Below are 22,492 nucleotides of genomic sequence, written 5' to 3' on the forward strand. Positions count from 1 at the left end.
CGAGGCCGGCGACCGTGGCGGTCCGCTGGGCGTGGGGGCCTGCGGCCCCGTAGCCTCACCGGATGCCTACCCGACCCACGCGACGCCGTGCGCTGCTCCGGGCGACCGGGTTCGGGCTCGTCTTCGCCGTGCCGGTCGCCGTCCTCGCCTACCTGGTACGAGCGGAGTCCGACCTCGTGGTCGAGCGCGACCACGACGTGGTCGAGGCGGCGACCGCCTGGACGCGGGCCCACCCGCTCGTGCACGACCTCCTGCTGGTGTGGCAGGAGGTCTTCAACGTGCGCTGGGTGGCGCTGGCGGGCCTCGCGACGTGCGCGTGGTTCGGCTGGCGTCACCACGGCCTGCGCACGCGGGCGCTGTGGGCCGCGGGCACGATCGCGGGAGCGTGGGCCCTCCAGCTCGCCGTCAAGGCGCTCGTCGGCCGGGCGCGCCCGGTCGTGGAGGACGCCGTCGCGCACGCGCCCGGGTCGTCGTTCCCCTCCGGCCATGCCACCCAGATCACCGCCACCGCGGTCACCCTGACGCTGCTCGTCTGGCCCGTGCTGGGCGCCCGGGCGCGCGTCGTCGCCCCGCTGGTCGCAGGCGTCCTCGTCGTCGCCACCGGTCTCGACCGCATCCTCCTGGGCGTCCACTTCCCGTCCGACGTGCTGGCCGGGGTGCTGCTCGGCGGGGGCCTCGCCGGCGCGTCGTTCGTGGGATACCGCGGGTGGAACCCGCTCCCGACCCTTCCTGCCGACCCTCCGAGAGGATCCGTGAACCGCCCGTGACCCTGCCCTCCGTCGCCGAGGCCACTCCACCCCCCGCCGGCGACCTCGCGAGCCTGGGCGCGTCGCGTGGCGACCGGTTCGTCCACCGCTACGAGCTCGACCCGAGCCGCCCGCAGGTCACGGCCGCGCTCCGGGACGCGGCGGTCCGCGCGCTCGCGCCAGCGGTCCTGTGGTGGGTCCTGGTGGCCGCCTCGGGCCTCGTGATCGTGCACGTCCTCGACGGCTTCCGCGCCGAGGACGCCGTCGACCGCTGGTTCGAGCACCGTCGCACGGGGACGTTCGACGCCGTGAGCTCCGTGTTCAGCACCGTCGGGTCGACGCCGTACGCGATCGGCGCGTGCGTGCTCGTCGCGTGCCTGGTCCTCTGGCGCACGCGGCAGTGGTGGTTCGCCGTGGTCGCTCCGCTGGCGCTGTCGTTGCAGGCGATCGTCTTCGCGTCGTCGTCGACGCTGGTGGGCCGCTCACGGCCCGACGTGGTCAAGCTCGACGACTCCCCGCCGACGTCGAGCTTCCCGAGCGGCCACACGTCGGCGAGCTCGGCGCTCTACTTCACGGTCGCGGTGATCGCGCAGCGCATCCAGCACGACGCGCTGCGCCGGACCGTGACCGTCGTCGCGCTCCTGGTGCCCTTCTGCGTGGCGACCGCGCGCCTCTACCGCGGCATGCACGCGCCGCTCGACGTGACCTTCGGGCTGCTCAACGGGACCGTCTGCATGGTGCTCGCGTGGGGCTACCTGCGGCGGGACGTGCGGTCTCAGCAGCCGCAGGGCACGCAGACGCGGAGCGCCGCCGGCCGGACGGACACCTCGAGGGTCGTGGACGGCTCGATGACGTCGCCGTCGACCTGACGGCGCTCGGGCCGCGCGGTCCGTACGACGACGTGCGAACCGCGCAGCAGCTCGCGCCGAGGGACGTGCCGCCGACGCAGCGCGACGCCCGCGAGCAGGTGGAGCCAGTGCCACGCGGTGCGGGGAGCGATGACCGCGACCTCGAGCACACCGCTGTCGGCCTCGGCGTCGGGCAGGAGCTCGAGCGCGCCCTGGAGGCGTCCGACGTTCCCCACGACGACCGTGCGCGCGTGCCGGCGCAGCGGCTCGGCGTCGTCCACCACGACCTCGACGTGCAGCTCGTCGTCGAACAGGTGCTTGATCGCTGCCACGACGTAGGCCACGGGGCCGGCCGCGTTCTTGAGACGCGTCGGGGCGTCGTCCATGATCGCGGCGTCTAGGCCGATCCCGGCCATGACGACGAACGTCAGGTCCCCGGTGACGCCCACGTCGATCCGGCAGCGGTCACCGCGCAGGACGACGTCGAGCGCCCCGTCGACCTCGGCCGGGATGCCGAGGTTGCCGGCCAGCAGGTTGCCGGTGCCTCCCGGGAGCACGCCGAGCGCGGCGTCGGTGCCTGCGAGCCCCTGCACCGCGGCCCGCACCGTCCCGTCGCCCCCGCACACGAGCACCACCTCGGCGCCGTCGGCCGCGGCCTGCCGTGCCTGGCCCGTGCCCGGGTCCTCCGCGGTGGTCTCGAACCAGGCGGGCTCGGGCCAGCCCGCGTCGGCGAGCCGGTGCGCGACGTGGTCCCGCAGCTCGTCCGGATCCTCGAGCCGGTTCGGGTTGAGGATCACGGCGACGGATCCGGGGATCACGTCGGCGTGCTGGGCGGAACGTCGGCTGGTGTCGGTCACCCGCCGATGATCCCGGATCCCCGGTCCCCGTGTCGCGCGACGCCGGGCGGGTGGCAGCGAGGGGAACGCCTTTCACCCCAGGTGCACGAGGTCCGCGCTCCCTGGGGTGAAAGACGTTCCCTCCGGAGGAGGGTCAGGACGCCGGGCGCTCCCGGCGGAACAGGGCGAGCGCCCAGACGTACGACCCGACCCCGATGACGACGGCCCAGATCACCGTCGCGACGACGTCGGACGTCTGCACGGACCCGGCGAGCAGCCCGCGGACGGTGTCGATGAAGGGCGTGAACGGCTGGTGCGCGGCGAACCACGCGAGCCACCCGGGCATCGAGTCGACGGGCACGAACCCGCTGCCGAGGAACGGCAGGAGGATGAGGATCATCGGCAGGTTGCTCGCGGTCTCGACGCTCTTCGCGACGAGGCCGAACGCCGCGCCGAGCCACACGATCGCGAACGACAGCAGCACGACGACCCCCACGAGGGCGAGCCAGTCGGCGGGCGAGGCCCCCGGCCGGTAGCCCATGACGACCGCCAGCCCGAGCACGACGGCGGAGGTCACGACCGCCTCGATGGTCACGGCCAGCACGTGCCCGCCGATGATCGAGCCCCGCGACACGGGCATGGTGCGGAACCGCGACGCGATGCCCCGGGTCACGTCCATGGAGACCGAGATCGCCACCCCCGACGCCGCGCCCGCGATCGCCATGACGACGATCGTCGGCGCGACGAACGCGAGGTAGGCGGCGCGGCCGGTCTCGCCGCCGGTCTGGGCGAGCACGTCGGCCGGGAGGCCCGCGCCGAGCGTCCCGCCGAACACGTAGACCGACAGCAGGAGGAACAGGACCGGGGCGCCGATGACGAACACGGTCAGGCCGGGGTACCGGAGGATGTGCAGCAGGTTGCGCCGCAGCATGGTGAGCCAGTCGCGCGCGGTGGAGGGGCGCCGGGCGGTGGTCGCGGGGCCCGAGGGGCGGGACGGCGCGAGGGTCGAGGGTGCGGTGGTCATGACAGCTCCTTCGCGGTGGACGCCGTCCGGCTGGGGGCGGCGGGCTGGGTGAGGGACAGGAAGACCTCGTCGAGGTCGGGCGTCTCGACGGTGACGCTCGCCGAGGTGATGCCGGCGTCCTCGAGCCGGCCGAGGACGTCGCGGACCGAGACGAGGTCGTCCGCGCTGGGGATGCGGGCGCTCAGGGTGGCGTCGTCGCGGACGGCGTCGGGGAAGACCCGGGTGGCGGCGTCGAGCTCGACGGCGTCCGCGACCCCGACCCGCACGTGCCCGCCGGGGACCCGCCGCTTGAGCTCGGCGGGCGTGCCCTCGGCGACGATCCGGCCGCCGTCGAGCACGCCGACGGTGTCGGCGAGCTGGTCCGCCTCCTCGAGGTACTGGGTGGTGAGGAGGATCGTCGTGCCGTCCGCGACGATCTCCCGGACGATGTCCCACAGCTCGCGCCGGCTGCGCGGGTCGAGCCCGGTGGACGGCTCGTCGAGGAAGATCACGCTGGGGCCGCCGACGAGGGTCATGGCCAGGTCGAGCTTGCGGGTCATGCCGCCCGAGTAGGTGGCCGCGGTGCGGTCGGCGGAGTCGGCGAGCCCGAACCGGTCGAGCAGCTCCGACGCCCGACGGCGACCCTCCGCCTTGGGCAGGTGGAGCAGGTCCGCCATGAGCCGCAGGTTCTCGGTGCCGGTGAGCAGGTCGTCGACGGCCGAGAGCTGGCCGGTGACGCCGATGGCGCCGCGGACGGCGTCGGCCTCGCGGACGACGTCGTGGCCCGCGACCCGCGCCGACCCGGAGTCGGGGTGCAGGAGCGTCGCGAGGGTGGAGACGAGCGTCGTCTTGCCGGCTCCGTTGGGGCCGAGCAGCGCGTAGACGCTGGCCTGGGGGACGGTGAGCGAGACGTCGTCGAGGACGACGTGGTCGCCGTAGGACCGGCGGAGGTTCTGGACCTCGATGGCCGGTGCTGCGCTGAGGTTCATGGCAGTTCCTCTCATTCGGGGCATCTCGGGCGCCGTTGAGGGTGCACGAGGTCGTGCCGCGGGCTCGGTGGTGGCCGCGCGGCCTGGGATGGAGCTCTTCTGGGGTGCCGAGGTAGACGGGCGGCCCGTCTACCTCGCGGGGTGGTCAGGCGTGCGGACGGCGGACGATCACGTCGCCCCAGCTCGTCTGGGCGTGGATCTCGACGGTGGCGCCGGCATCGGAGGCGTCCGGGCCGTCCGCGCCCGGCGCGGACGCCGGCTCGAGCTCGCTGCGGACGAGGCCGCTCTTGCTGCCGAGGTCGAGCCAGGCGGCGACGCCCTCGGGGACGCCGACCTCGATCGAGCCGTAGCCGGACTCGACCCGAACCTGCCCGCGGTCGATGCGCTCGACGACGGTCTGGCCGTAGCTGCCCTTCACCTCGACGTCGCCGCGCGCGTTCTCGACGGTGACGTCGGCGTGGGCGCTCTTGACGGACAGGGTGCCGGTGATCTCGCCGATGGTCGTCGAGCCGTTGTTGCACTTCACGGTCGCGTCGCCCGCGATCTCCCGGACGCGCACCGCGCCGGCGCCAGCGGTCAGCGCGACCGTGCCGGTGGCCCGGCCGACGGTGATCGCGCCGGCGGAGCTCTGCAGGTCGACCGGGCCGGCCTCGTCGACCCGGACGTCGCCCGCGGACGTGCGGAACGTGACCGCGCCCAGGACCCCGCGGGTGAGCAGGGTGCCCGCGGCGACCCGGCCGCGGAGCTCCGAGCCCTCGGGCAGCTCGACGAGCACGTCGACCGAGTCCTTGGACGGGCCCAGCGGATTGAACCGCCACGACCGCGGCGTGCGGATCTGGACGACGCCGCCCGCGAGGTCGACGCTCGTCTCGGAGGCGAGGCGGACGTCCCCGCTGCGGTCGGGCCGGTGGGGCCGGACCGTCACGACGGTGTCGTCGCGGTCGCTCGCGACGACGTCGAGCCGGGCCCAGCCGAGCTCGGCGTCGAGGACGACGGGTCCGGGCGTCGGGAACTGGCGGGGGCCGGGGGTGGCGGTCGTCTTGCTCTCGGTGGTCATGGTCTTTCCCCTTGCTGCGTGATGGTCGGACTGCGGTGTGATGGTCGGACGGTCGGTCGTGGCTAGCGGGCCCAGCCGGTGACCCTGCGGCCGTCGGCGACGGCGGGGGTCGAGCCGGGGCTCTGGGCGGCCGCGGGCTCGAGGGCCGCCGCGACGGCCCGGACGAGCCAGGTGTTGAGGGAGACGTGGTCGCGGACGGCGGCCGCCTCGACCTGCGCCTTGAGCTGGTCGGGCAGGCGGAGCGTGGTGCGGGTGGTGGCGGCGTCGTCGGGGACGACGGCGGGCGCCGCCGCGGCCATCGCGACGGGCTGTGATGTCGGCGTGGTGTCACGCTCGGCGAAGACGGGCGCGGCGGGCGCGCTCACGACGAACTCGGGGTCGCGTCCGCGGAGCCGCACGTCGACGCCGCCCGGGGCGAGCTCGGCGCTGATCTCGCCGGCCGCCTCAGACAGCGCCTCGAGGAGGACGAGCCGCGTGGCGGCGTCGAGCGGCAGGACCAGGCGCTCGGCCAGCGCGCGGGCCTCGTCCCCGGCGGCCTCGGCCGCGCTCACGAGCTGGCGCTGGAGTTCGTCGACGTATCCGTGGAGTTCCATGACACCAACAATGACACCATGGTGGTGTCGCGTCAAGAGGTGTGGCGTCACGGGATGCGCGAGTGGTGTCGGATGGTTCCGGCGGGCCGTCGTGCACGGCTCGCAGGGTGCCGCTAGGTTGCGAGCATGACCGGCGACATCACGATCGGGACCCTTGCCGACGTCGACGGCGACACCCCGGCAGCGCTCCGGGCGTCGCGCTTCAACCGGCACACGTTCTGGTGCGGGCAGAGCGGATCCGGCAAGACGTACGCGCTGGGCGTCGTCCTCGAACGCCTGCTCCTCGGGACGCAGGTCCCGATGCTGATCCTCGACCCCAACGCGGACTTCGTGCGGCTGTGGGAGGTGCGCGACGAGACCGACCCGGAGACGGCCGCGGCGCTCGGGGCGCTCGACGTGCGGGTGCTGCGCCCCCGCGGGCTGGCCGACGCGTCCCCGCTCCACGTCCGGTACATCGACATGAGCCTGCGTGCCCGGGCCGCCACCCTGCAGATCGATCCCGTCCGCGACGCCGCCGAGTACAACGCCCTCCTCCACCTCGAGGGTGAGGTCGGGCCGCTCGAGAGCGACCACCTCGCCACCGTTCTGCGCGAGTCGGACGACCCCGCCAAGCACGCGCTGCTGCGCCGCCTCGAGAACCTCGGCGTCCTCGACTGGGACGTGTGGGCGCGGGGCCAGACGTCGGCGGAGGACGTCGTCGACGAGCGCCCGCGCGCGACCGTCATGGACCTCGGAGGCTTCCACGAGCAGCAGGAGGCGAGGGTCGCGGCGCTCGCCGTCCTCGACCACCTCTGGGCGACGCGCGAGCGGCGGCGGCCGATGCTGATCGTCATCGACGAGGCCCACAACCTCTGCCGGCCCGACCCCGAGACCGACGTCGAGGCCGCGCTCACGGAGCGGATCGTCCAGATCGCAGCGGAGGGTCGCAAGTACGGGCTGTGGCTGGTGCTGTCGACCCAGCGGCCGTCGAAGGTGCACGTCAACGCGCTGTCGCAGTGCGACAACCTGGCCCTGATGCGGATGAGCTCGCCGCGGGACCTCGCCGAGCTGGCCGACGTCTTCGGGTACGCGCCCGCCGACCTGCTCGCCGCCTCGCCGCACTTCCTGCAGGGCCAGGCTCTGTTCGCCGGCGGGTTCGCGCCCGAGGCCTCCGTCGTCCAGGTGGCCGCGCGCTGGACGCACGAGGGCGGGTCGGACGTGGCCGTCCCGCTCTGAGCGGGGCGCGCCGTGGGAGGCGCGTGCCACGATCGCCCGGTGTCGAGCGACTACCTCATGGAGATCCACAGCCCGGAGTTCCTGGCCATGGCGGCCCGCGTCGAGGAGGCGTACGCGCTCACGGCGCGGCTCAACGCGCTCCCGTTCGACGACCACGAGGGCAAGGCCGCGGTCCTCGAGCAACTCCTCGGCGCGCCGCTGCCCGACAAGGTCACGATCCACCCGCCCTTCTACACGGACCACGGGCTCCACCTCGAGCTGGGGGAGCGCGTGTTCGTGAACCAGGGCTGCACGTTCCTCGACTACGCGGGGATCCGGCTCGGCCCGCGCGTCATGGTCGCGCCGCAGGTCACGTTCATCACCGTCGGCCACCCGGTCGAGCCGGAGCCGCGCCGCCGCTACCTCACGGGCGCGCCCATCGACGTCGCCGAGAACGTGTGGATCGGCGCCGGCGCGACGATCCTGCCGGGGGTCACCATCGGCCGCGACGCGGTCGTGGCGGCGGGCGCCGTCGTCGCCGACGACGTCCCCGCGGGCAGCCTCGTCACCGGCACCAAGGCGGCCGTGCGCCGGACGTGGGCCTGACGCTCAGGCGGGTGGAAACGCGCGGCGCCCGACGAGGACGATCACGAGCCCGGCTGCGACGAGCGCCGCGCCGAGCCAGGGGAGGGTCCCGAGCCCTCTGCGGTCCAGGACGAGCGCCCCGAGCGCCGCGCCGCCCCCGATCCCCACGTTCGCCGTCGCGTTGACGAGTGCGCCCGCGACGTCGGGCGAGGCGCCGCGCGTCCGGACGGCCGCCGTCTGGAAGATCGACGCGACGGCGCCGAACGACGCGCCCCACACGGCCGTCGACGCGAGCACGCCGCCGCGCGACGGGAACGCGAGGGCGAGCGCGGCGAGCGAGGCCGCGAGCACGGCCAGGACGAGGATCGCCGTCCGGCGGGGTGCGACGTCGAGCCGGGCCGCGCTGAACCACAGGCCCAGCAGGCCGAGCGCGCCGATGCCCAGCAGGACCGGGCCGACCCCGCTCTCGGAGATCCCGGCGTGCAGCAGCAGGACCGCGACGTAGGTGTAGACGACGTACTGGCCCAGGTAGACGACAGCGTTGGTCGTGACGGCCGTCGCCAGCTGCGGACGGCGCCCCGCGACGGGGGCGGTGTGCGCGGTGTCCGACTCGACGGGCGGCAGGAACGCCGCGACGAGCACGGTGGTCAGGAGGCACACGCCGGCGAGCACCCCGAAGGCGAGGCGCCAGCCCACGGCGGTGCCGAGCGTCGTCGAGAGCGGGACGCCGAGCACGAAGCCCGCCGACGCGCCCGCCGTCACGAGCGCCATCGCCCGGCCGGTGAGGTGGGGGCGCACGAGCCGGGCGGCGTAGCCGATGCTCAGCGAGAAGAAGAGGGCGTGCGCGACCCCGCCGAGGGCGCGCGCCCCCGCGACGACCCCGAACGCCGGCGCCACCGCGACGACCGTGTCGCTCACGGTGTACGCCAGGAGCGTGGTGAGCAGGAGCCCCTTGCGGGGCAGGCGGCGGGTGCCGAGCGTGAGCGGCAGCGCGAGCGCCGCGACCATGAACGCGTACACGGTGACGAGGAGTCCCACGGTCCCGTCGGAGACGTCGAACGCGTCGCCGATCTGCGGCAGCAGGCCTACCGGCAGCATCTCCGTCGTGATCGCGGCGAACGTCGCGAGCGTCAGCGCCACGATGCCGCCCGCCGCGTCGCGGATGCTCGACGCCGGCTCGGCGGTCGTGGTGCGGGGAGAGGTCACCCCTCACTCTGGCACGCGGGTCGAATCGATGCGAGACCCTGTCGACGGTGACACTGCGTTCGCCGACGGTGACGTTCGGTTTGCCGACGGTGACGTTCGGTTTGCCGACGGTGACGTTCGGTTCGCCGACGGTGACGTTCGGTTCGCCGTCGGCGAACCTGGCGTCACCGTCACCGTCGGCGGAGGTGGGCGCGAGCGGAGACCGAGCGCGACGGTCCGGGCCGCCCGGACCGGCCGAAGGAGCCTCGCGGACCAGCCCTCAGGCGAGGGCGGCGTCGAGCAGGGCCGCCGCGACGTCGCGGGACTCCTGACCTGCCGTGGGGAGGTGGTCGATCCGGAACGCGAGCCCGGCGCCGTCGTAGATCATCTGCAGACGACGCGCGAGGGCCTCGGGGTCCCGTGCGCCCGCCTCGCGCGTGAGGTCGGTGAGCACGCCGAGCAGCCAGCCGCGGTAGCGCTCGGTCTCCTCGACGGCGGCGCTGCCCGACGGCGACTCCGCGGCGGCCGCGGTGAACGCGCAGCCGCGGTAGTCGGGCTCGGCGAACCGCTCGGCCTGCGCGTCGAAGACGGCGAGCACGCGGTCGCGCGGGTCGGTGTGCGCGGCGACGTGACGTTCGACCCGCGCCTGGATGCGGTCGTGCCGCACCGCGAGGTAGGCGCGGACGAGCTCGTCCTTGGACCCGAAGGTGCTGTAGAGCGACGCCTTGGCGACGCCGGCGCTCTCGATGATCCGGTCGATGCCGACCGTGTGGATGCCCTCGGCGTAGAAGAGGTCGTCGGCCGCGTCGAGGAGGCGCTCGCGGGCGGTGCGGCGGTCGGTGGCCTGCTCCGGTCCGGCGGTGGCGGTCCTGCTCATGGGCTTGACTCTAACAGACAGGTCTGTCTAGCGTGAAGCCTCGGCACAGACAGACCTGTCTACTCAACGGACGACCTACGGAGGCAGCCATGCTCGACACCCACGCCGTGCCCCCGTGCCCGGCCGCGTCCGGCCTGGAGGCGGGAAAGCGCGCGACCCCGAGCGCGGTCGCTCGTCGCTCCCGCCGCCTGCCCGACGCCGCCGCGTTCGTGCTCCTGCTGTCGGTGATCGTGTTCTTCCTCGCGGCGTCGAGCGCGCCGACCCCGCTCTACGCGACCTACCAGGCCGAGTGGGGTTTCACCCCCATCACCACGACCCTCGTCTTCGGCGTCTACGCCGTCGCCGTCCTCGCCGCGCTGCTCGTCGCCGGGCGGCTCTCCGACCATGTGGGCCGGCGCCCGGTGCTGCTCGGGGCGGTCGGCCTCCAGATCGGCGCGATGCTCGCCTTCACGACGGCCACCGGCGTGGACGGACTCATGCTGGCGCGCGTCGTCCAGGGCATCGCGACGGGCGCGGCCGCCGGCACCGTCGGCGCGGCGCTGCTCGACCTGTCGGCGCGTCACGGCGCGCTCGCCAACGCCGTCGCCACGCCCATCGGGACCGCGCTCGGCGCCCTCGGCGCCGGGATCCTCGTGCAGTACCTGCCGCAGCCGACGCACCTCGTCTACGACGTGCTCGTCGGCGTCTTCGCGCTCCAGGGGCTCGGCATCCTGCTCATGGCGGAGACCCTCGCGGCCGCCAGACCCGGCGCGCTCGCCTCGCTCCGGCCGCGGCTGGGCGCGCCGCGGGCCGCGCGCGTCACGCTGCTCGGCGTCGTCCCCGCGCTGCTGGCCGGCTGGTCGCTCGCGGGCCTCTACGGGGCGCTCGGGCCGTCGCTCGTCCGGCTGCTTGAGCCGTCCGCGGGCGTCGTGGCGGGGGGCGCGTCGCTGTTCGCGCTCGCCGGCAGCGGGGCGCTGAGCGTCTACCTCGTCCGGTCGGTCCCGGCCCGCACGGTGCTGCTGCTCGCGATGCCCACGCTCGCCGTCGGGCTGGGGATCACGCTCGCCGCGCTGTCGGCCGGCTCGCTCGCGCTCTTCTTCGTGGGGACCGTCGTCGCCGGGCTCGGGTTCGGCGCGAGCTTCACCGGCGGGATCCGGCTGACCGTGCCGTTCGCGCCGGAGCACGAGCGGGCCGGCCTGCTGTCCGTGCTCTACGTCGTCGCGTACGTGGCGATGGGGCTCCCCGCGGTCGTCGCCGGGTACCTCGTGGTGCACGGCGGCGGGCTGCTCACGACCACGCGCGAGTACGCGCTCATCGCGATCGGCCTCGCGGTCGTCGCGAGCGTCGTCCTGCTGGTGACCGGCCGCTCGCGTGGCGCCCGGACCGTCCGCGCCTGACCGACCCGCCGAGAACGGGGCAGGCCCGTGCTCGCTCTGCAACCGGTTGCCGAAACTCTTCGACCTGGTTCTGCACCGCTGGCAACGGATAGCCGGGCACACCCAGGCAGGGCCTCCAGTCACACCTTGCACGGATTGACTGGCCTCGACCGCCGACCGTTGGTCGCACAGATGCCCCCGTTGCTCGCACAGATGCTCCACTTCACCGCAAAGCCTGCCCGAGCCTGTACAGGGGCCCGGCTGCGAAAGGGGGCGGGTGACATAGTCGTCGGCACTCACGTGACGTCCCGTCACGAGCTGTCAGAGAGGACATCTATGAGCCAGTCCTGGTCCCTGAGGACCCGCCTCACGGCCGGATCCGCAGCTGCGTTCGTCGCCGCAGCCGTCGCCGTCGTCGCCGGCCCGCTCACCAGCTCACCGGCTGACGCCGCATCAGCGCGTCCGGTCACGACTGTCACCACCTGGGCCGCGAGCGACGACAAGGCCGGCGGAAGCCTGACCGACGTCACCCTTCGCAACCTGCTGCACACCACGATCGGTGGCAGCAACCCCCGGTTCCGAATCTCGAACTACTTCGGCACGGCACCGATCACGTTCTCGTCCGCCTACGTCGGCACGCCGGCGGCGAACGACTCGGCGGCGATCTTGGCGGGCAGCAACCGTCGGATCACCTTCGCCGGGAAGAGCTCGGTGACCATTCCCGCTGGCGCGGTCGTGCTCAGCGACCCGCTGCCTGAAAAGCTCCCGGCCGGCGCCGACCTGTCGGTGTCGCTGGCCCTGCAGGGCACGGCGAGCGTGATCACCGCCCACAACCGTACGATGCAGTACACCTTCAAGTCCGACACTGGCGACTGGGCGGCCGACGGTTCCGCGGACCACTTCGGCACGCAAGACGCCAACTGGTTCTTCCTCGACGGAGTCACGGTGGACTCCTCGACACGCGTCGGCACCATGGCTGCCCTCGGGGACTCGATCACCGACGGCGTCGGATCGACGATCAACGGGAACGACCGTTGGACCGACGACCTGGCCCGACGGGTCGAGAGGCTTCCGGCAGCCAAGCAGTTCGGGATCGCGAACGAAGGGATCTCAGGAAATCGTCTGGCCTCCGGAGGCGGATCCGCAGGAGCACCCGGCGAGACCCGGCTCGTGCGTGACGTGCTCACCAAGCCCGGCATCGGCTCGGTCTTCCTCTTCGAAGGGATCAACGACGTCAGCGGCGGCATCTCGGCCGCGGACCTGATCGCTGCCGATAAGCAGGTCGCCGCGCAGGCTCACGCCATGGGGAAGTGCGTCTTCGCAGCCACGATCACCCCGGCCGGGATCTCGGACGCCGGCCAGGAAGAGGTCCGTAACGAGGTCAACAGCTACCTCCGCCACACCCGGGATTTCGACGCGGTCTTCGACTTCGATGCGGTGGTTCGCGATCCGCAGGACCCCAGCATGCTGGGCACCGTGGACGACTCCGGCGATCACATCCACCTCAGCGACGCCGGCTACCGTGCGGTTGCCGACTCCATCGACCTTCGCGAACTCACCTGCTGAAGCGCCTCGTTGTCTCGGCGCGGTAGCCGTCGGGCGCTGCCGGAACGACGAAACCCTCGGTCGGCTCAACCGGCCGAGGGTTTCGGTAACGGGTGGCCTCCGTCGAGGAGGCCACCCCTGTTCTCAGTCCTCCGCCTCCGTGCTCGACGCGAGAGGGTGGTGCGCAACCCCGTGCTCGACGACGGCCGCCGCACCGTCCGGGTCCGTCCACGGCAGACTGGGGGCCACGACGAGCGGGGGAGGTTCGATGCGGCAGGTGCCTGACGAGCTGCGGGTGGAGCGCTACGGCGCGCCCAACCCCGCGTCACCGGTCCCCGTCACGACCCTCGCCTGGCGGACGACCGGGTACGCGCTGGCGATCCAGGTCGGGCTGTGGGTCGTGGTGACGCTGCTGGCGGCGTTCGTCGACGGCGTCCTGGCGGCGCGAGAGGCGGGCGCGGACACCACGTTCACCGGGTTCGGCATGGTGCTCGTGCTCGTCGGCGGGCTGGCCGCCGTCGTCGTGACCGCGCTCGCAGGGTTCTCGATGGCCCGGCTCCTGGAGTCCGCGGTCCGCAAGTTCGCCCCGTCCGCCCGCCACGAGCGGGTGGCGGTGACGGTGTTCGCGGTGGCGGGGGCCGTCGTCGGCGGGGCGCTCGTGGCGCTCGCGCTGCGGGGGCAGCTCGGCCGGCCCGGCGGCGTGGACCCGATGACCTCCGGGGCGCTGGTGTGGGGCGTCGTCGCGGGCGCCCTCCCCGCGGGCGCGGGCCGGTGGCTCGCTGCTCGGCGCCGGCCCCGACGCCCGGCCGCGTCGGAGGTGTGATCCCCGGGCGGCGGATGTCCGGGGCTCCCGGCAGGATCGGACCCATGACCACGGACGACTTCTGGATCTGCCGCACGTGCGGCGTGGAGCGGGCTGACCGCCCCGAGCTGTGCCCGATCTGCGCCGACGAGCGCCAGTACGTCGTCGAGTCGGGCCAGACCTGGACGACGCTCGCCGAGCTCGCCGCCGACGGCTGCCGGGTGCGCGTCGACGAGCTCGAGCCCGGCCTGCACGCGCTCCGGGGCGACCCGGGCGTGGGGATCGAGCAGGAGTCGAAGGTCGTCGTCACGCCGCACGGCAACCTGCTGTGGGACCCGCTCGGCTACCTCGACGACGAGGCCGTCGCTGCAGTCCGGGGCCTCGGCGAGGTCGTCGCGATCGCGTCGAGCCACCCGCACATGTTCGGGGTGCAGGTCGAGTGGAGCCGGCGCCTGGGCGGCGTGCCCGTGCTCGTCGCCGAGGCGGACGCCTCGTGGGTCGGGCGGCCCGACGACGCGATCGAGACCTGGTCGGGCTCGCGCGAGGTCGTGCCCGGGCTGACGCTCCACCAGGTCGGCGGGCACTTCCCGGGCAGCGGCGTCGTGCACTGGGCCGGGACGGCCGACGGCAAGGGCGCGCTCCTGTCGGGGGACACGGTGTTCGTCAACGCGGACCGGAAGTCCGTGACGTTCATGCGGTCGTACCCGAACCACCTGCCGCTGTCGGCCGCCGTGGTCGAGCGGATCGCGTCGCGCCTCGAGCCGCTCGGGTTCGACCGGATCTACCACAACTTCCACGGGCGCATCGCGGCCGACGGGCACGGCGTGCTGCGCCGGTCCGCCGACCGGTACGCGGCCTGGGTGCGCGGGGACCACGACGACCTGACCTGAGCGCCGGGCCTCCCCGCGGCGAGTCACGTCGGCCGGTCGGGGCGCGTCAGGGGGTCGTCAGCAGGCAGAGGCCGACGTGAAGCGCGCCGGCCACGAGCAGGGAGAACCAGCCATGACCCAGCCACGGAGCGTCGTCTACACCGTCACGGACGTCGCAGCCAGCAAGGCGGTGTTCACCGCCCTCTTCGGCGAGCCCGACGTCGACCAGCCCTACTACGTCGGCTACGGCGACGGCGGGCAGCACGTCGGGATCACGCCCTCGCGCGACGGGGTGACGGGGCCGATCCCGTACTGGCCCGTCGACGACGCTGCCGCCACCGTCGCGGCGCTCACCGCAGCGGGCGCGACCGTCGTCCAGGAGCCGCAGGACGTCGGCGGCATGCTCGTCGCCGTCGTGCACGACCCCGACGGCGGCGCGATCGGCATCTCGCAGGCGCTCTGAGCGCGGCCGGGGGTCCGGGCGGTCAGTCCGCCCGGGGCCCCGCCGCGCTCGGCACCCACGTGCGGGCGACGAGGTCCGCCAGCGTGCCGAGGAACCGTTCGGCGTCGATCGCGTGCGGGTGCTCGCCGTCGTAGACGTCGCGCAGCACCCAGTAGTGGCTGACGGCCGAGGCGACGACGGACGCGAGCGCGTCCCAGTCCGGGGTCCCGACGGGCTCCTCGGGCTGGGCCCGCAGCCAGCCCGCGAGCGTCTGGACGACCGCGGCGAGCTCCTGCTCGCGCACCCGGTCGAGCAGGTCGGGGAAGGCCACGAGGTCGCGGACGACGAGGCGGTTGACGTCCCGCTCCTCCTCGAGCCTGCGCAGGCCCGCGCGCGCCACGGCGACGAGCCGGTCGCGCAGCGGGAGGGCGGCGAGGGCGAGCGGGTCCTCGAGGAAGGCGGCGAGCCCGCGGCCCTGCTCGGCCTGCCGGCGCAGGCCCTCCTCGAGCAGCGCGCGCTTGGACGGGAAGTGCCGGTAGAGGCCGCCCGCTCCCGGCGACAGTCCGGCGGAGGCCTCGATCTGGGCGATCGTCGTGGCCCGATAGCCCTGGCGGCCGAACAGGTCCATCGCGGCGGCGACCACCGTGCCGCGGGTGCCGCGGTTCCGGGACGACGTCGCCCCGGCCTCAGGCATCGAGCGTGAGCTCGTAGTGGACGGTCTCCCAACCCTTGCGGCGGTGCATCCAGGGGACGAGGCGGCGCTGGAGCACGGGGTACTTCGCGGCGAGGAGCGCGCGGGCGCGCGCCTCGTCCGTCCCGGTGACGCGGTGCGCGAGCCCCGTGACGGCCGGCCCCGTGGGCCTGCCGCGCAGCGTCGTCGCGGGGGCGACCCGGACCTGCGGGAAGTTGCGGAGCCTCTTGTACTTGCCCGAGGCGTCGTAGGCACGGAAGTACATGCGCCCATCGTCGTCCACGACGACGCTGACGGGCGTCGCGACCCACGTGCCGTCCCGCTTCCGGGTCTCGAGGGCGATGGTCCGCTGCGTGCGCAGGAGCTGCGGCGTGAGCCGGTGGGTGGTGTCCATGGTGACTCTCCTCTGGGTAAGTAACCACTTACTGACACCGTAGCGCGGCACGCCGAGCCCGACAAGACCGCCCCGAAGGGCTCGCGAACGGGACAATGGCGCATGACCTCCACGCGCTACGCCCTGATCGGCTACGGCGGCTCCGGCCGCGGCATCCACTCCCGGTTGATCCGTGAGGCCGGCGGCACCGTGACCGACGTCGTCGTGCGCAACACGGGTAGGCGGGCCCAGGCCGCCGGCGACTGGCCCGGAGCCCGCCTGCACGACGACGTCTCGCACCTCCTCGAGTCCCGGGACAGGTTCGACGTGGTCGTCGTCGCGAGCCCGTCCCATCTCCACGTCGAGCACGCCGCGGCGGTCTCGGGCGCGGGGGTGCCGTTCGTGCTCGACAAGCCGATCGCGACCGACGCGGCGAGCGCCCGCGAGGTGGTCGCCGCTGCCGGGAGCACCCCCTTCACGGTCTTCCACAACCGCCGGTGGGACCCCGAGCAGCTGACGCTCGCGGCCGTCGTCGGGCGCGGGGAGCTCGGCGAGGTGCACACGTTCGAGCGGCGCTGGGAGCGGTTCCGCCCGGTCCCGCGGGACCGCTGGAAGGAGAACGACCCCGTCGGCGGCGGGCTCCTGCTCGACCTCGGGCCGCACCTCGTGGACTCCGCGACCCGGCTCTTCGGGCGGGTCACCGCCGTGTCAGCGCACCTGCGCGCGCTCACCACGCCGACGGAGGACGACGTGTTCCTCGAGCTCCAGCACGCCGACGGCGGCGCTGTCGACGGCGCGGGCGCGGTCACCGGCGGTGTGGTCTCGCGGCTGTGGGCCGGCTCGGTCGTCGGGGCTCCCGGCCCCCGCACGCGGGTGCTCGGGCGGGGCGGCGCCTACCTCGTGACCACGTACGAGACGGCGTCGGAGGCGTCGCCGTTCGAGGTGCTCGACGCCGACGCGCCCGCGGGCTCGGAGGGCTGGGTCGTGCGCGGGCGCGAGAAGGTCGCGGTGCCGCGCGCCCGCGGCGGCCACGCCGACTTCTACCGGCTGGTCGCCGCGTGGGTGGCGGGGGAGGGCCCGGCGCCCGTCGACCCGGCCGACGCCGTCCGCACCGCCGAGGTGCTCGACGCCGCCCGCGTCGCCGCGCGCGAGGGTCGACGCGTCGAGGTGTGACACCCGCGCGGCGTGAGGCGGGCGCAGGACCGTAGCGTGGGGCCCATGAGCTCGTGGTGGAAGTCGGCGGTCGTCTACCAGATCTACCCGCGGTCGTTCGCGGACTCGAACGGTGACGGCGTCGGCGACCTGCCGGGCGTCGAGTCGCGCCTGGACCACCTGAGCGACCTGGGCGTGGACGTCGTCTGGCTGTCGCCCGTGTACGTGTCCCCGCAGGCGGACAACGGCTACGACATCGCGGACTACCAGGCGATCGACCCGATGTTCGGGACGCTCGACGACTTCGACCGCCTCCTCGCGGCCGTCCACGAGCGGGGCATCAAGCTCGTCATGGACCTCGTCGTCAACCACACGAGCGACGAGCACCCGTGGTTCGTGTCGTCCCGGGACGGCGGGCCGGACGGCCCGCACCGGGAGTGGTACTGGTGGCACCCGCCGCGCGAGGGCTTCGCCGCGGGCTCGCCGGGTGCCGAGCCGACCAACTGGGAGTCGTTCTTCTCCGGCCCGGCGTGGATGCTCGACGAGGCGAGCGGCGAGTACTACCTCCACCTGTTCGACCGCAAGCAGCCCGACCTCAACTGGGAGAACCCGCAGGTCCGGCACGCCGTCTACGCCATGATGCGCTGGTGGCTCGACCGCGGCGTCGACGGCTTCCGGATGGACGTCATCAACCTCGTCTCGAAGGTGCTGCCGCTGCGCGACGGCGCCCCGAACGGCCACGGGGCCCTGGGTGACGGCAGCCCGCTCTACACGACGGGGCCGCGCGTCCACGAGTACCTGCAGGAGATGCACCGCGAGGTCTTCGACCGCTACCCCGGCCGCGAGCTGCTCACCGTCGGCGAGACGCCGGGCGTGACGCTCGAGGAGGCGATCGCGTTCACGGACCCGAACCGGCGCGAGGTCGACATGGTCTTCCAGTTCGAGCACGTCGGGCTCGACCACGGCCCGAGCGGCAAGTTCGACCCCGTCCCCCTCGACCTGCTCGACCTCAAGGCGTCCCTCGGCCGCTGGCAGGCGGGGCTCGGCTCGGTGGGCTGGAACTCGCTCTACTGGGACAACCACGACCAGCCGCGCGTCGTCTCCCGGTTCGGCGACGACGGCCGGTACTGGCGCGAGTCCGCGACCGCGCTCGCGACCCTGCTGCACCTGCACCGGGGGACGCCGTACGTCTACCAGGGCGAGGAGCTCGGCATGACGAACGCGCCGTTCGCCTCGATCGCGGACGTGCAGGACGTCGAGGCGCTCGGCTTCTACGGCCAGCAGGTCGCGTTCGGCCACGACCCCGAGGTGCTGCTCGAGGGCATCCGCGCGATGGGCCGCGACAACGCGCGCACCCCCGTCCAGTGGTCGGCCGGGCCCGGCGCCGGCTTCACGACAGGCACCCCGTGGCTCGCCGTCAACCCGAACGCGACGTGGCTCAACGCCGACGCGCAGCGCGACGACCCGGAGTCGGTGCTGTCCCACTACCGCAGGCTGATCGCGCTGCGGCACGCGGAGCCCGTCGTCGCGGACGGCGACTTCACGATGCTGGTGCCGGACCACCCGCACGTCTACGCGTACGCCCGCGAGCTCGACGGCGACCGGCTCGTCGTCGTCGTCAACGTGTCGTCCGACGAGCAGGAGGTGGCGCTCGCTGATCTGGTCCCGCCGGGCGCCGCCCTCGGCGACGTCGTCCTGGCGAACCTGCCTCCCGTGGGGGGCGAAGGAACGACGCCGACGCCGGACCCGGGCGCCGTCGTCCGGCTGCGGCCGTGGGAGGCCCGGGTGAATCTCTCCCGGTGAGCCCAGACGGGGGGCTGACCTCCCGACCGGCGGCGGGACTCTGAGGGAGCGCTCCCACCGTCGACACGGGCCCGGCCGGTCCGGAGAACTGCCCGGCGAACCTGCCATGATGCCCGCATGACGCACACGCCCGGCCGCCTCGCGCCTCCCGCGACCCGACCCGGCGCGTCCGCGCCCGTCACGCCGCCCGACCCCGCCTACGAGCGGTTCGCCCGGCTGCTGTCGGTGCACCTCGACGTGCCCGTGGCGCTCGTCTCCCTGCGGCGCGACGACGGCCACGTGGGGTTCCCGGGCGCCGTCGGGCTCACCGGGGAGTACGCGCGGACGCGTGTGCTCGCGATCGAGGACTCGTTCTGCCGCCAGGTGCTCGCCACGGGCGACCCCCTCGTGCTGCCGGACGTCCGTGCGACGGAACAGCTCGACAGCCCCGCGCTGCGCGAGCTCGACGTCGCCGCATATGCGGGATACCCGGTGCTCGACACCTCGGGGGCCACGGTCGGGACCCTCTGCGCGATCACACACGAGCCGCGCGCGTGGACCCAGGCCGAGCTCACCGTCCTGGCCGACCTCGCCGAGGCGTGCGCGACGCAGGTCCGGCTCCGCGAGGAGAGCGCCCGGGCGCGCTCGGCCGAGCTCGCCGCGACCCGCCGGCACCGCAACGCCCGCACGCTGCTGCACGTCGCGGAGGCGCTGTCGGCGACGACGACGGTCGACGAGGTGCTCGCCGTCGCGCGGGGGCTCGTGGTGGAGCGGGTCGGCGCGACGCGGGGCGCCGTGGCGCTCGCGGACGCGCGCGGGAAGATCCTGCACTGGGCCGAGCACGGCGAGATCCCCGGCCTGGGGGAGGCGATCTGGAGCGACGACCTCTTCACCGACCAGCACTGGCCGTCGGTCCAGGTGCTGCGCACGCGCGAGGCGCTGTGGTTCGAGACGAACGACGACGTCCTCGAGCGCTTCCCGCGCATGCCCGCGGAGGGCGGGCCGGGGGCCCTCGCGCTGCTGCCCATGCTCACCCGCGACGCCGTGCTCGGCGTCATCGTCCTGCGCTGGGCCGACCGGCGCATGTTCGACCACGCGTTCCGCGACCTGCTCAGCACCATCGCGGGGTACACCGCGGTCGCGCTCGAGCGCGCACGGCTCCTCCAGCACCGTCGCGACGTCGCGCACGTCCTGCAGACCGCGCTGCTCACCGACCTGCCCGCGCCCGACGGCGTCACGCTCGACGGCGCGTACGTCCCCGCCGTCCTGGGCGACCAGGTGGGGGGCGACTGGTACGACGCGCTGGTGCTGCCGTCCGGCGACGTCGCGGTGACGATCGGCGACGTGACCGGTCACGACATCGACGCCGCGGCGCTCATGGGCCAGCTCCGGTCGCTGCTGCGGGGGTTCCTGTGGCGCGACGACCGCACCCCGGCGCAGACCCTCGCGCAGCTCGACGCCGCGAACGTGGGGACGGGCGTGCACGCGACGGCGTCGGTCCTCCTGGCGCGGCTCGGCGCCGCCGGCACGGACGGTGCCCGCACCCTCACCTGGTCGAGCGCGGGGCACCCGCCGGCGTTCGTCGTCCGGGCGTCGGGCGCGGTGCAGCGGCTCGACGGCGCGCGCGACCTCATCCTCGGCGTCGCGCCCGGCGCGGCCCGCCACGACCACACGGCCGAGCTCCGTCCGGGCGACACCGCCGTGCTGTACACGGACGGCCTGGTTGAACGGCGGGGCGAGGACCTGCACCACGGCCTCGACCGGCTGGCCGCGGTGCTCGCGGGCGGCGGCCCCGGCGCCGGCGGGACCGGCGCGCCGGTGACGCCCGCGGGCGACGGCACCCCCCGCGTCGCGCCCGTCCAGGTGGTGCGGACGCTGGTCCCGGGCGACCTGCACGACGACGACATCGCCGTCCTCACGCTCCGCGTCGACCCGGTCTGAGCACGGGATCCCCGCCCGCCGAACACGGGCTCCCGGCCCGTCTGCTCGGCGAGACGGGCCGGGGGCCCGTGTTCGGCGGGCGGAAAACCCGTGCTCGCGAGGTAGGCGGCGCGGAGGCCTGTGAGACTTCACAGGCGGCGCGGAGGCCTACCTCGGCGGGGTCGGCGGGGCGAGGAGGGCGTCGAGCGCCGCGTCGGTGCCGTCCCGCAGGATCGCGCCCGCGTGCGCCGCGACCTCGGCGGCCAGCCGCGCGGCGCGGGGCTCGTCGTCGCGCAGGTAGCCGGCGGCGTCGAGCGTCGCGCGGACCCAGTCGACGACGTCGTCCCCCGGGGACCCCCGGCGCGCCGCGGAGAGGACGGCGGCCTCGTCGCGGGGGGCGAACCCCGGCACGACGACGGCGCTGCTCCAGAGCACGAGCGTCGCCGCCAGCCCGAAGGTGCTGAGCGGCGCCTCGCGGCCGGCCGCCCAGGTGTCGAGGACGACCGGGAGGTTCCGGGCCCGCCACTTGGACAGCGCGTTGAGCGTGATGTCGGCGAGGTGGTGGTGCAGGTACGGGTTGGTGAACCGCTCGGAGATCTTCGCGGCGAACGCCTCGAGCTCGCGCCGGTCGCCCGGGATCGACGGGAGGATCTCGGTCCGCAGTAGCCGGGACAGGAAGGCGGCGACGTCGGGCCGCTCGACGGTCTCGCGGACGGACTCGCAGCCCAGCAGCAGCCCCACGGGCGCGAGCAGGGTGTGCTGGCCGTTGAGGATCCGGACCTTCGTCTCCCGGAACGGATGCACGTCCGGCATGAACTGGACCGGCAGACCCGCGCGGTCGAGGGGGAGGAGCTCGCTGACGACCGGGTCGCCCCCGATCACCCACTGCGCGTAGAGCTCGCCCTTGACGACGTCCTGGTCCGCGAAGCCGAGCTCGTCCTGGATGGCCTCGATCTCGTCGCGCGGGAACCCGGGCACGATTCGGTCGACGAGCGAGTCGTGGAACGTGCAGGCGGTCCGCACCCACGACGCGAACCCGTCGCCGAGCCCGGCGTCCGCCGCGTGCCGGAGCACGTACCGGCGCAGGGTGGTCGCGTTGTCCTCGATGAGCTCGCAGCAGACGACGGCCAGCCCGGCCGCGGGGTCGCCGCCGAAGTGCTCGTACCGGTCGTGCAGGAGCGCGGTGACCTTGGCGGGGAACGACCGCGGAGGCCTGGCGTCGAGGTCGTCGCCCTGCACCCAGGCGATGCCCGCCTCGGTCGTGTTCGAGACGACGACCCGCAGGTCGGGGGACAGGTAGAGCCGGCGGTAGCGCTCGAACTCGCCGTGCGCCCGCACGACCTCCTGCACGCACTCGACGCGCGTGACCTCGCGGACGGCCCGCCCCTCCCGCACCCCCTCGAGGACGACGTGGTACAGGCCGTCCTGCTCGCGCAGCGCGCTCGTCGGGCGGTCGGGGACGTCCGTCGGCTGGACGATCGCGACGCCGTCGTGCATCACGCCTGCCGCGTTCGCCTGCTGGACCATCTGGTCCACGAACGCGCGGAGGAACCTGCCGCTCCCGAACTGGAGGATCGTGACCGGCAGGTCGGGCTTGGTGACCGTCGTCGCGTCCAGCGGTGCGAGGGTGGTGGCGTCGCTCATCCCG

The 22,492-nt window shown here is 74.2% G+C and carries 22 protein-coding genes; 12 read left to right on the top strand and 10 right to left on the bottom strand.

All coding sequences use genetic code 11. The features are described 5' to 3' along the window. Positions 1-62: 62 nt before the first annotated feature. Both ACLQ14_RS01805 and ACLQ14_RS01810 read left to right on the top strand, forming a co-directional pair. Positions 63-767, top strand: a complete 705-nt coding sequence (locus ACLQ14_RS01805; RefSeq protein WP_425809257.1) for a phosphatase PAP2 family protein — start codon at positions 63-65, stop codon at positions 765-767. After that, entirely contained in the window at positions 764-1,615 is an 852-nt protein-coding gene (locus tag ACLQ14_RS01810) for a phosphatase PAP2 family protein (RefSeq protein ID WP_425809259.1), read from the top strand. Before ACLQ14_RS01805 ends, ACLQ14_RS01810 begins: the two co-directional genes overlap by 4 nt. Here the strand turns inward: ACLQ14_RS01810 and ACLQ14_RS01815 are convergent. The 5 genes from ACLQ14_RS01815 to ACLQ14_RS01835 all read right to left on the bottom strand — a co-directional run bounded on the left by ACLQ14_RS01815 (position 1,522) and on the right by ACLQ14_RS01835 (position 6,072). Then, the gene (locus ACLQ14_RS01815) at positions 1,522-2,451 is read right to left on the bottom strand and encodes a diacylglycerol/lipid kinase family protein (RefSeq protein WP_425809261.1); all 930 of its coding nucleotides are present in this window, start codon (positions 2,449-2,451) and stop codon (positions 1,522-1,524) included. The genes ACLQ14_RS01810 and ACLQ14_RS01815 overlap by 94 nt on opposite strands. 133 nt (positions 2,452-2,584) lie before the next feature. Then, a complete protein-coding gene (locus ACLQ14_RS01820; protein ID WP_425809263.1) occupies positions 2,585-3,454 on the bottom strand; it encodes an ABC transporter permease in 870 nt (289 codons plus the stop codon). Then, complete coding sequence (locus tag ACLQ14_RS01825; protein WP_425809265.1) at positions 3,451-4,422, bottom strand: ATP-binding cassette domain-containing protein; 972 nt, start codon at positions 4,420-4,422, stop codon at positions 3,451-3,453. Before ACLQ14_RS01825 ends, ACLQ14_RS01820 begins: the two co-directional genes overlap by 4 nt. A 145-nt stretch (positions 4,423-4,567) precedes the next feature. Next, entirely contained in the window at positions 4,568-5,479 is a 912-nt protein-coding gene (locus ACLQ14_RS01830) for a DUF4097 family beta strand repeat-containing protein (protein WP_425809267.1), read from the bottom strand. 62 nt (positions 5,480-5,541) lie between these two features. Then, positions 5,542-6,072, bottom strand: a complete 531-nt coding sequence (locus tag ACLQ14_RS01835) for a histidine kinase (RefSeq protein ID WP_425809269.1) — start codon at positions 6,070-6,072, stop codon at positions 5,542-5,544. A gap of 126 nt (positions 6,073-6,198) precedes the next feature. Here ACLQ14_RS01835 and ACLQ14_RS01840 point away from each other — a divergent pair, with 126 nt between their 5' ends. Together ACLQ14_RS01840 and ACLQ14_RS01845 are read left to right on the top strand one after the other, a co-directional pair. Next, positions 6,199-7,287: an ATP-binding protein gene (locus ACLQ14_RS01840; protein WP_425809271.1), complete on the top strand. Its 1,089-nt coding sequence runs from the start codon at positions 6,199-6,201 to the stop codon at positions 7,285-7,287. A gap of 39 nt (positions 7,288-7,326) precedes the next feature. After that, positions 7,327-7,872, top strand: coding sequence for a DapH/DapD/GlmU-related protein (locus ACLQ14_RS01845; RefSeq protein WP_425809273.1), 546 nt, complete (start codon positions 7,327-7,329; stop codon positions 7,870-7,872). A 3-nt stretch (positions 7,873-7,875) separates the two neighbouring features. Here ACLQ14_RS01845 and ACLQ14_RS01850 read toward each other — a convergent pair whose 3' ends face one another. Beyond that, positions 7,876-9,057, bottom strand: a complete 1,182-nt coding sequence (locus tag ACLQ14_RS01850) for an MFS transporter (protein ID WP_425809275.1) — start codon at positions 9,055-9,057, stop codon at positions 7,876-7,878. A gap of 259 nt (positions 9,058-9,316) precedes the next feature. Continuing rightward, positions 9,317-9,913: a TetR/AcrR family transcriptional regulator gene (locus tag ACLQ14_RS01855; RefSeq protein ID WP_425809277.1), complete on the bottom strand. Its 597-nt coding sequence runs from the start codon at positions 9,911-9,913 to the stop codon at positions 9,317-9,319. Positions 9,914-10,002: 89 nt separating this feature from the next. On the opposite strand from ACLQ14_RS01855, the gene ACLQ14_RS01860 reads away from it, so the two are divergent. From ACLQ14_RS01860 to ACLQ14_RS01880, 5 genes are all read left to right on the top strand, one after another. Then, positions 10,003-11,289, top strand: coding sequence for an MFS transporter (locus ACLQ14_RS01860; RefSeq protein WP_425809279.1), 1,287 nt, complete (start codon positions 10,003-10,005; stop codon positions 11,287-11,289). A gap of 315 nt (positions 11,290-11,604) precedes the next feature. Continuing rightward, the gene (locus ACLQ14_RS01865) at positions 11,605-12,834 is read left to right on the top strand and encodes a GDSL-type esterase/lipase family protein (RefSeq protein WP_425809281.1); all 1,230 of its coding nucleotides are present in this window, start codon (positions 11,605-11,607) and stop codon (positions 12,832-12,834) included. Positions 12,835-13,090: 256 nt separating this feature from the next. Next, a complete protein-coding gene (locus tag ACLQ14_RS01870; RefSeq protein WP_425809283.1) occupies positions 13,091-13,636 on the top strand; it encodes a hypothetical protein in 546 nt (181 codons plus the stop codon). A gap of 44 nt (positions 13,637-13,680) precedes the next feature. Then, the gene (locus tag ACLQ14_RS01875) at positions 13,681-14,505 is read left to right on the top strand and encodes a hydrolase (RefSeq protein WP_425809285.1); all 825 of its coding nucleotides are present in this window, start codon (positions 13,681-13,683) and stop codon (positions 14,503-14,505) included. Positions 14,506-14,617: 112 nt separating this feature from the next. Then, positions 14,618-14,947: a VOC family protein gene (locus tag ACLQ14_RS01880; protein WP_425809287.1), complete on the top strand. Its 330-nt coding sequence runs from the start codon at positions 14,618-14,620 to the stop codon at positions 14,945-14,947. Between the two features lie 22 nt (positions 14,948-14,969). Here the strand turns inward: ACLQ14_RS01880 and ACLQ14_RS01885 are convergent, their stop codons facing one another. Next, entirely contained in the window at positions 14,970-15,620 is a 651-nt protein-coding gene (locus tag ACLQ14_RS01885) for a TetR/AcrR family transcriptional regulator (protein ID WP_425809289.1), read from the bottom strand. Continuing rightward, a complete protein-coding gene (locus ACLQ14_RS01890; protein WP_425809291.1) occupies positions 15,613-16,011 on the bottom strand; it encodes a PPOX class F420-dependent oxidoreductase in 399 nt (132 codons plus the stop codon). Before ACLQ14_RS01890 ends, ACLQ14_RS01885 begins: the two co-directional genes overlap by 8 nt. Positions 16,012-16,113: 102 nt before the next feature. Between ACLQ14_RS01890 and ACLQ14_RS01895 the strand changes: the two genes are divergently transcribed. From ACLQ14_RS01895 to ACLQ14_RS01905, 3 genes are all read left to right on the top strand, one after another. Further along, the gene (locus ACLQ14_RS01895) at positions 16,114-17,163 is read left to right on the top strand and encodes a Gfo/Idh/MocA family protein (protein WP_425809293.1); all 1,050 of its coding nucleotides are present in this window, start codon (positions 16,114-16,116) and stop codon (positions 17,161-17,163) included. Positions 17,164-17,208: 45 nt separating this feature from the next. After that, entirely contained in the window at positions 17,209-18,945 is a 1,737-nt protein-coding gene (locus ACLQ14_RS01900; RefSeq protein ID WP_425809295.1) for a glycoside hydrolase family 13 protein, read from the top strand. 117 nt (positions 18,946-19,062) lie between these two features. Beyond that, complete coding sequence (locus ACLQ14_RS01905; RefSeq protein ID WP_425809297.1) at positions 19,063-20,865, top strand: GAF domain-containing SpoIIE family protein phosphatase; 1,803 nt, start codon at positions 19,063-19,065, stop codon at positions 20,863-20,865. 147 nt (positions 20,866-21,012) lie between these two features. On the opposite strand, the gene ACLQ14_RS01910 is transcribed toward ACLQ14_RS01905, so the two are convergent. Continuing rightward, complete coding sequence (locus ACLQ14_RS01910) at positions 21,013-22,488, bottom strand: tagaturonate reductase (protein WP_425809299.1); 1,476 nt, start codon at positions 22,486-22,488, stop codon at positions 21,013-21,015. Positions 22,489-22,492: the final 4 nt, after the last annotated feature.

Source organism: Luteimicrobium sp. DT211 (genome assembly GCF_049844995.1).
In the GTDB taxonomy this organism is placed as follows: domain Bacteria; phylum Actinomycetota; class Actinomycetes; order Actinomycetales; family Cellulomonadaceae; genus Luteimicrobium.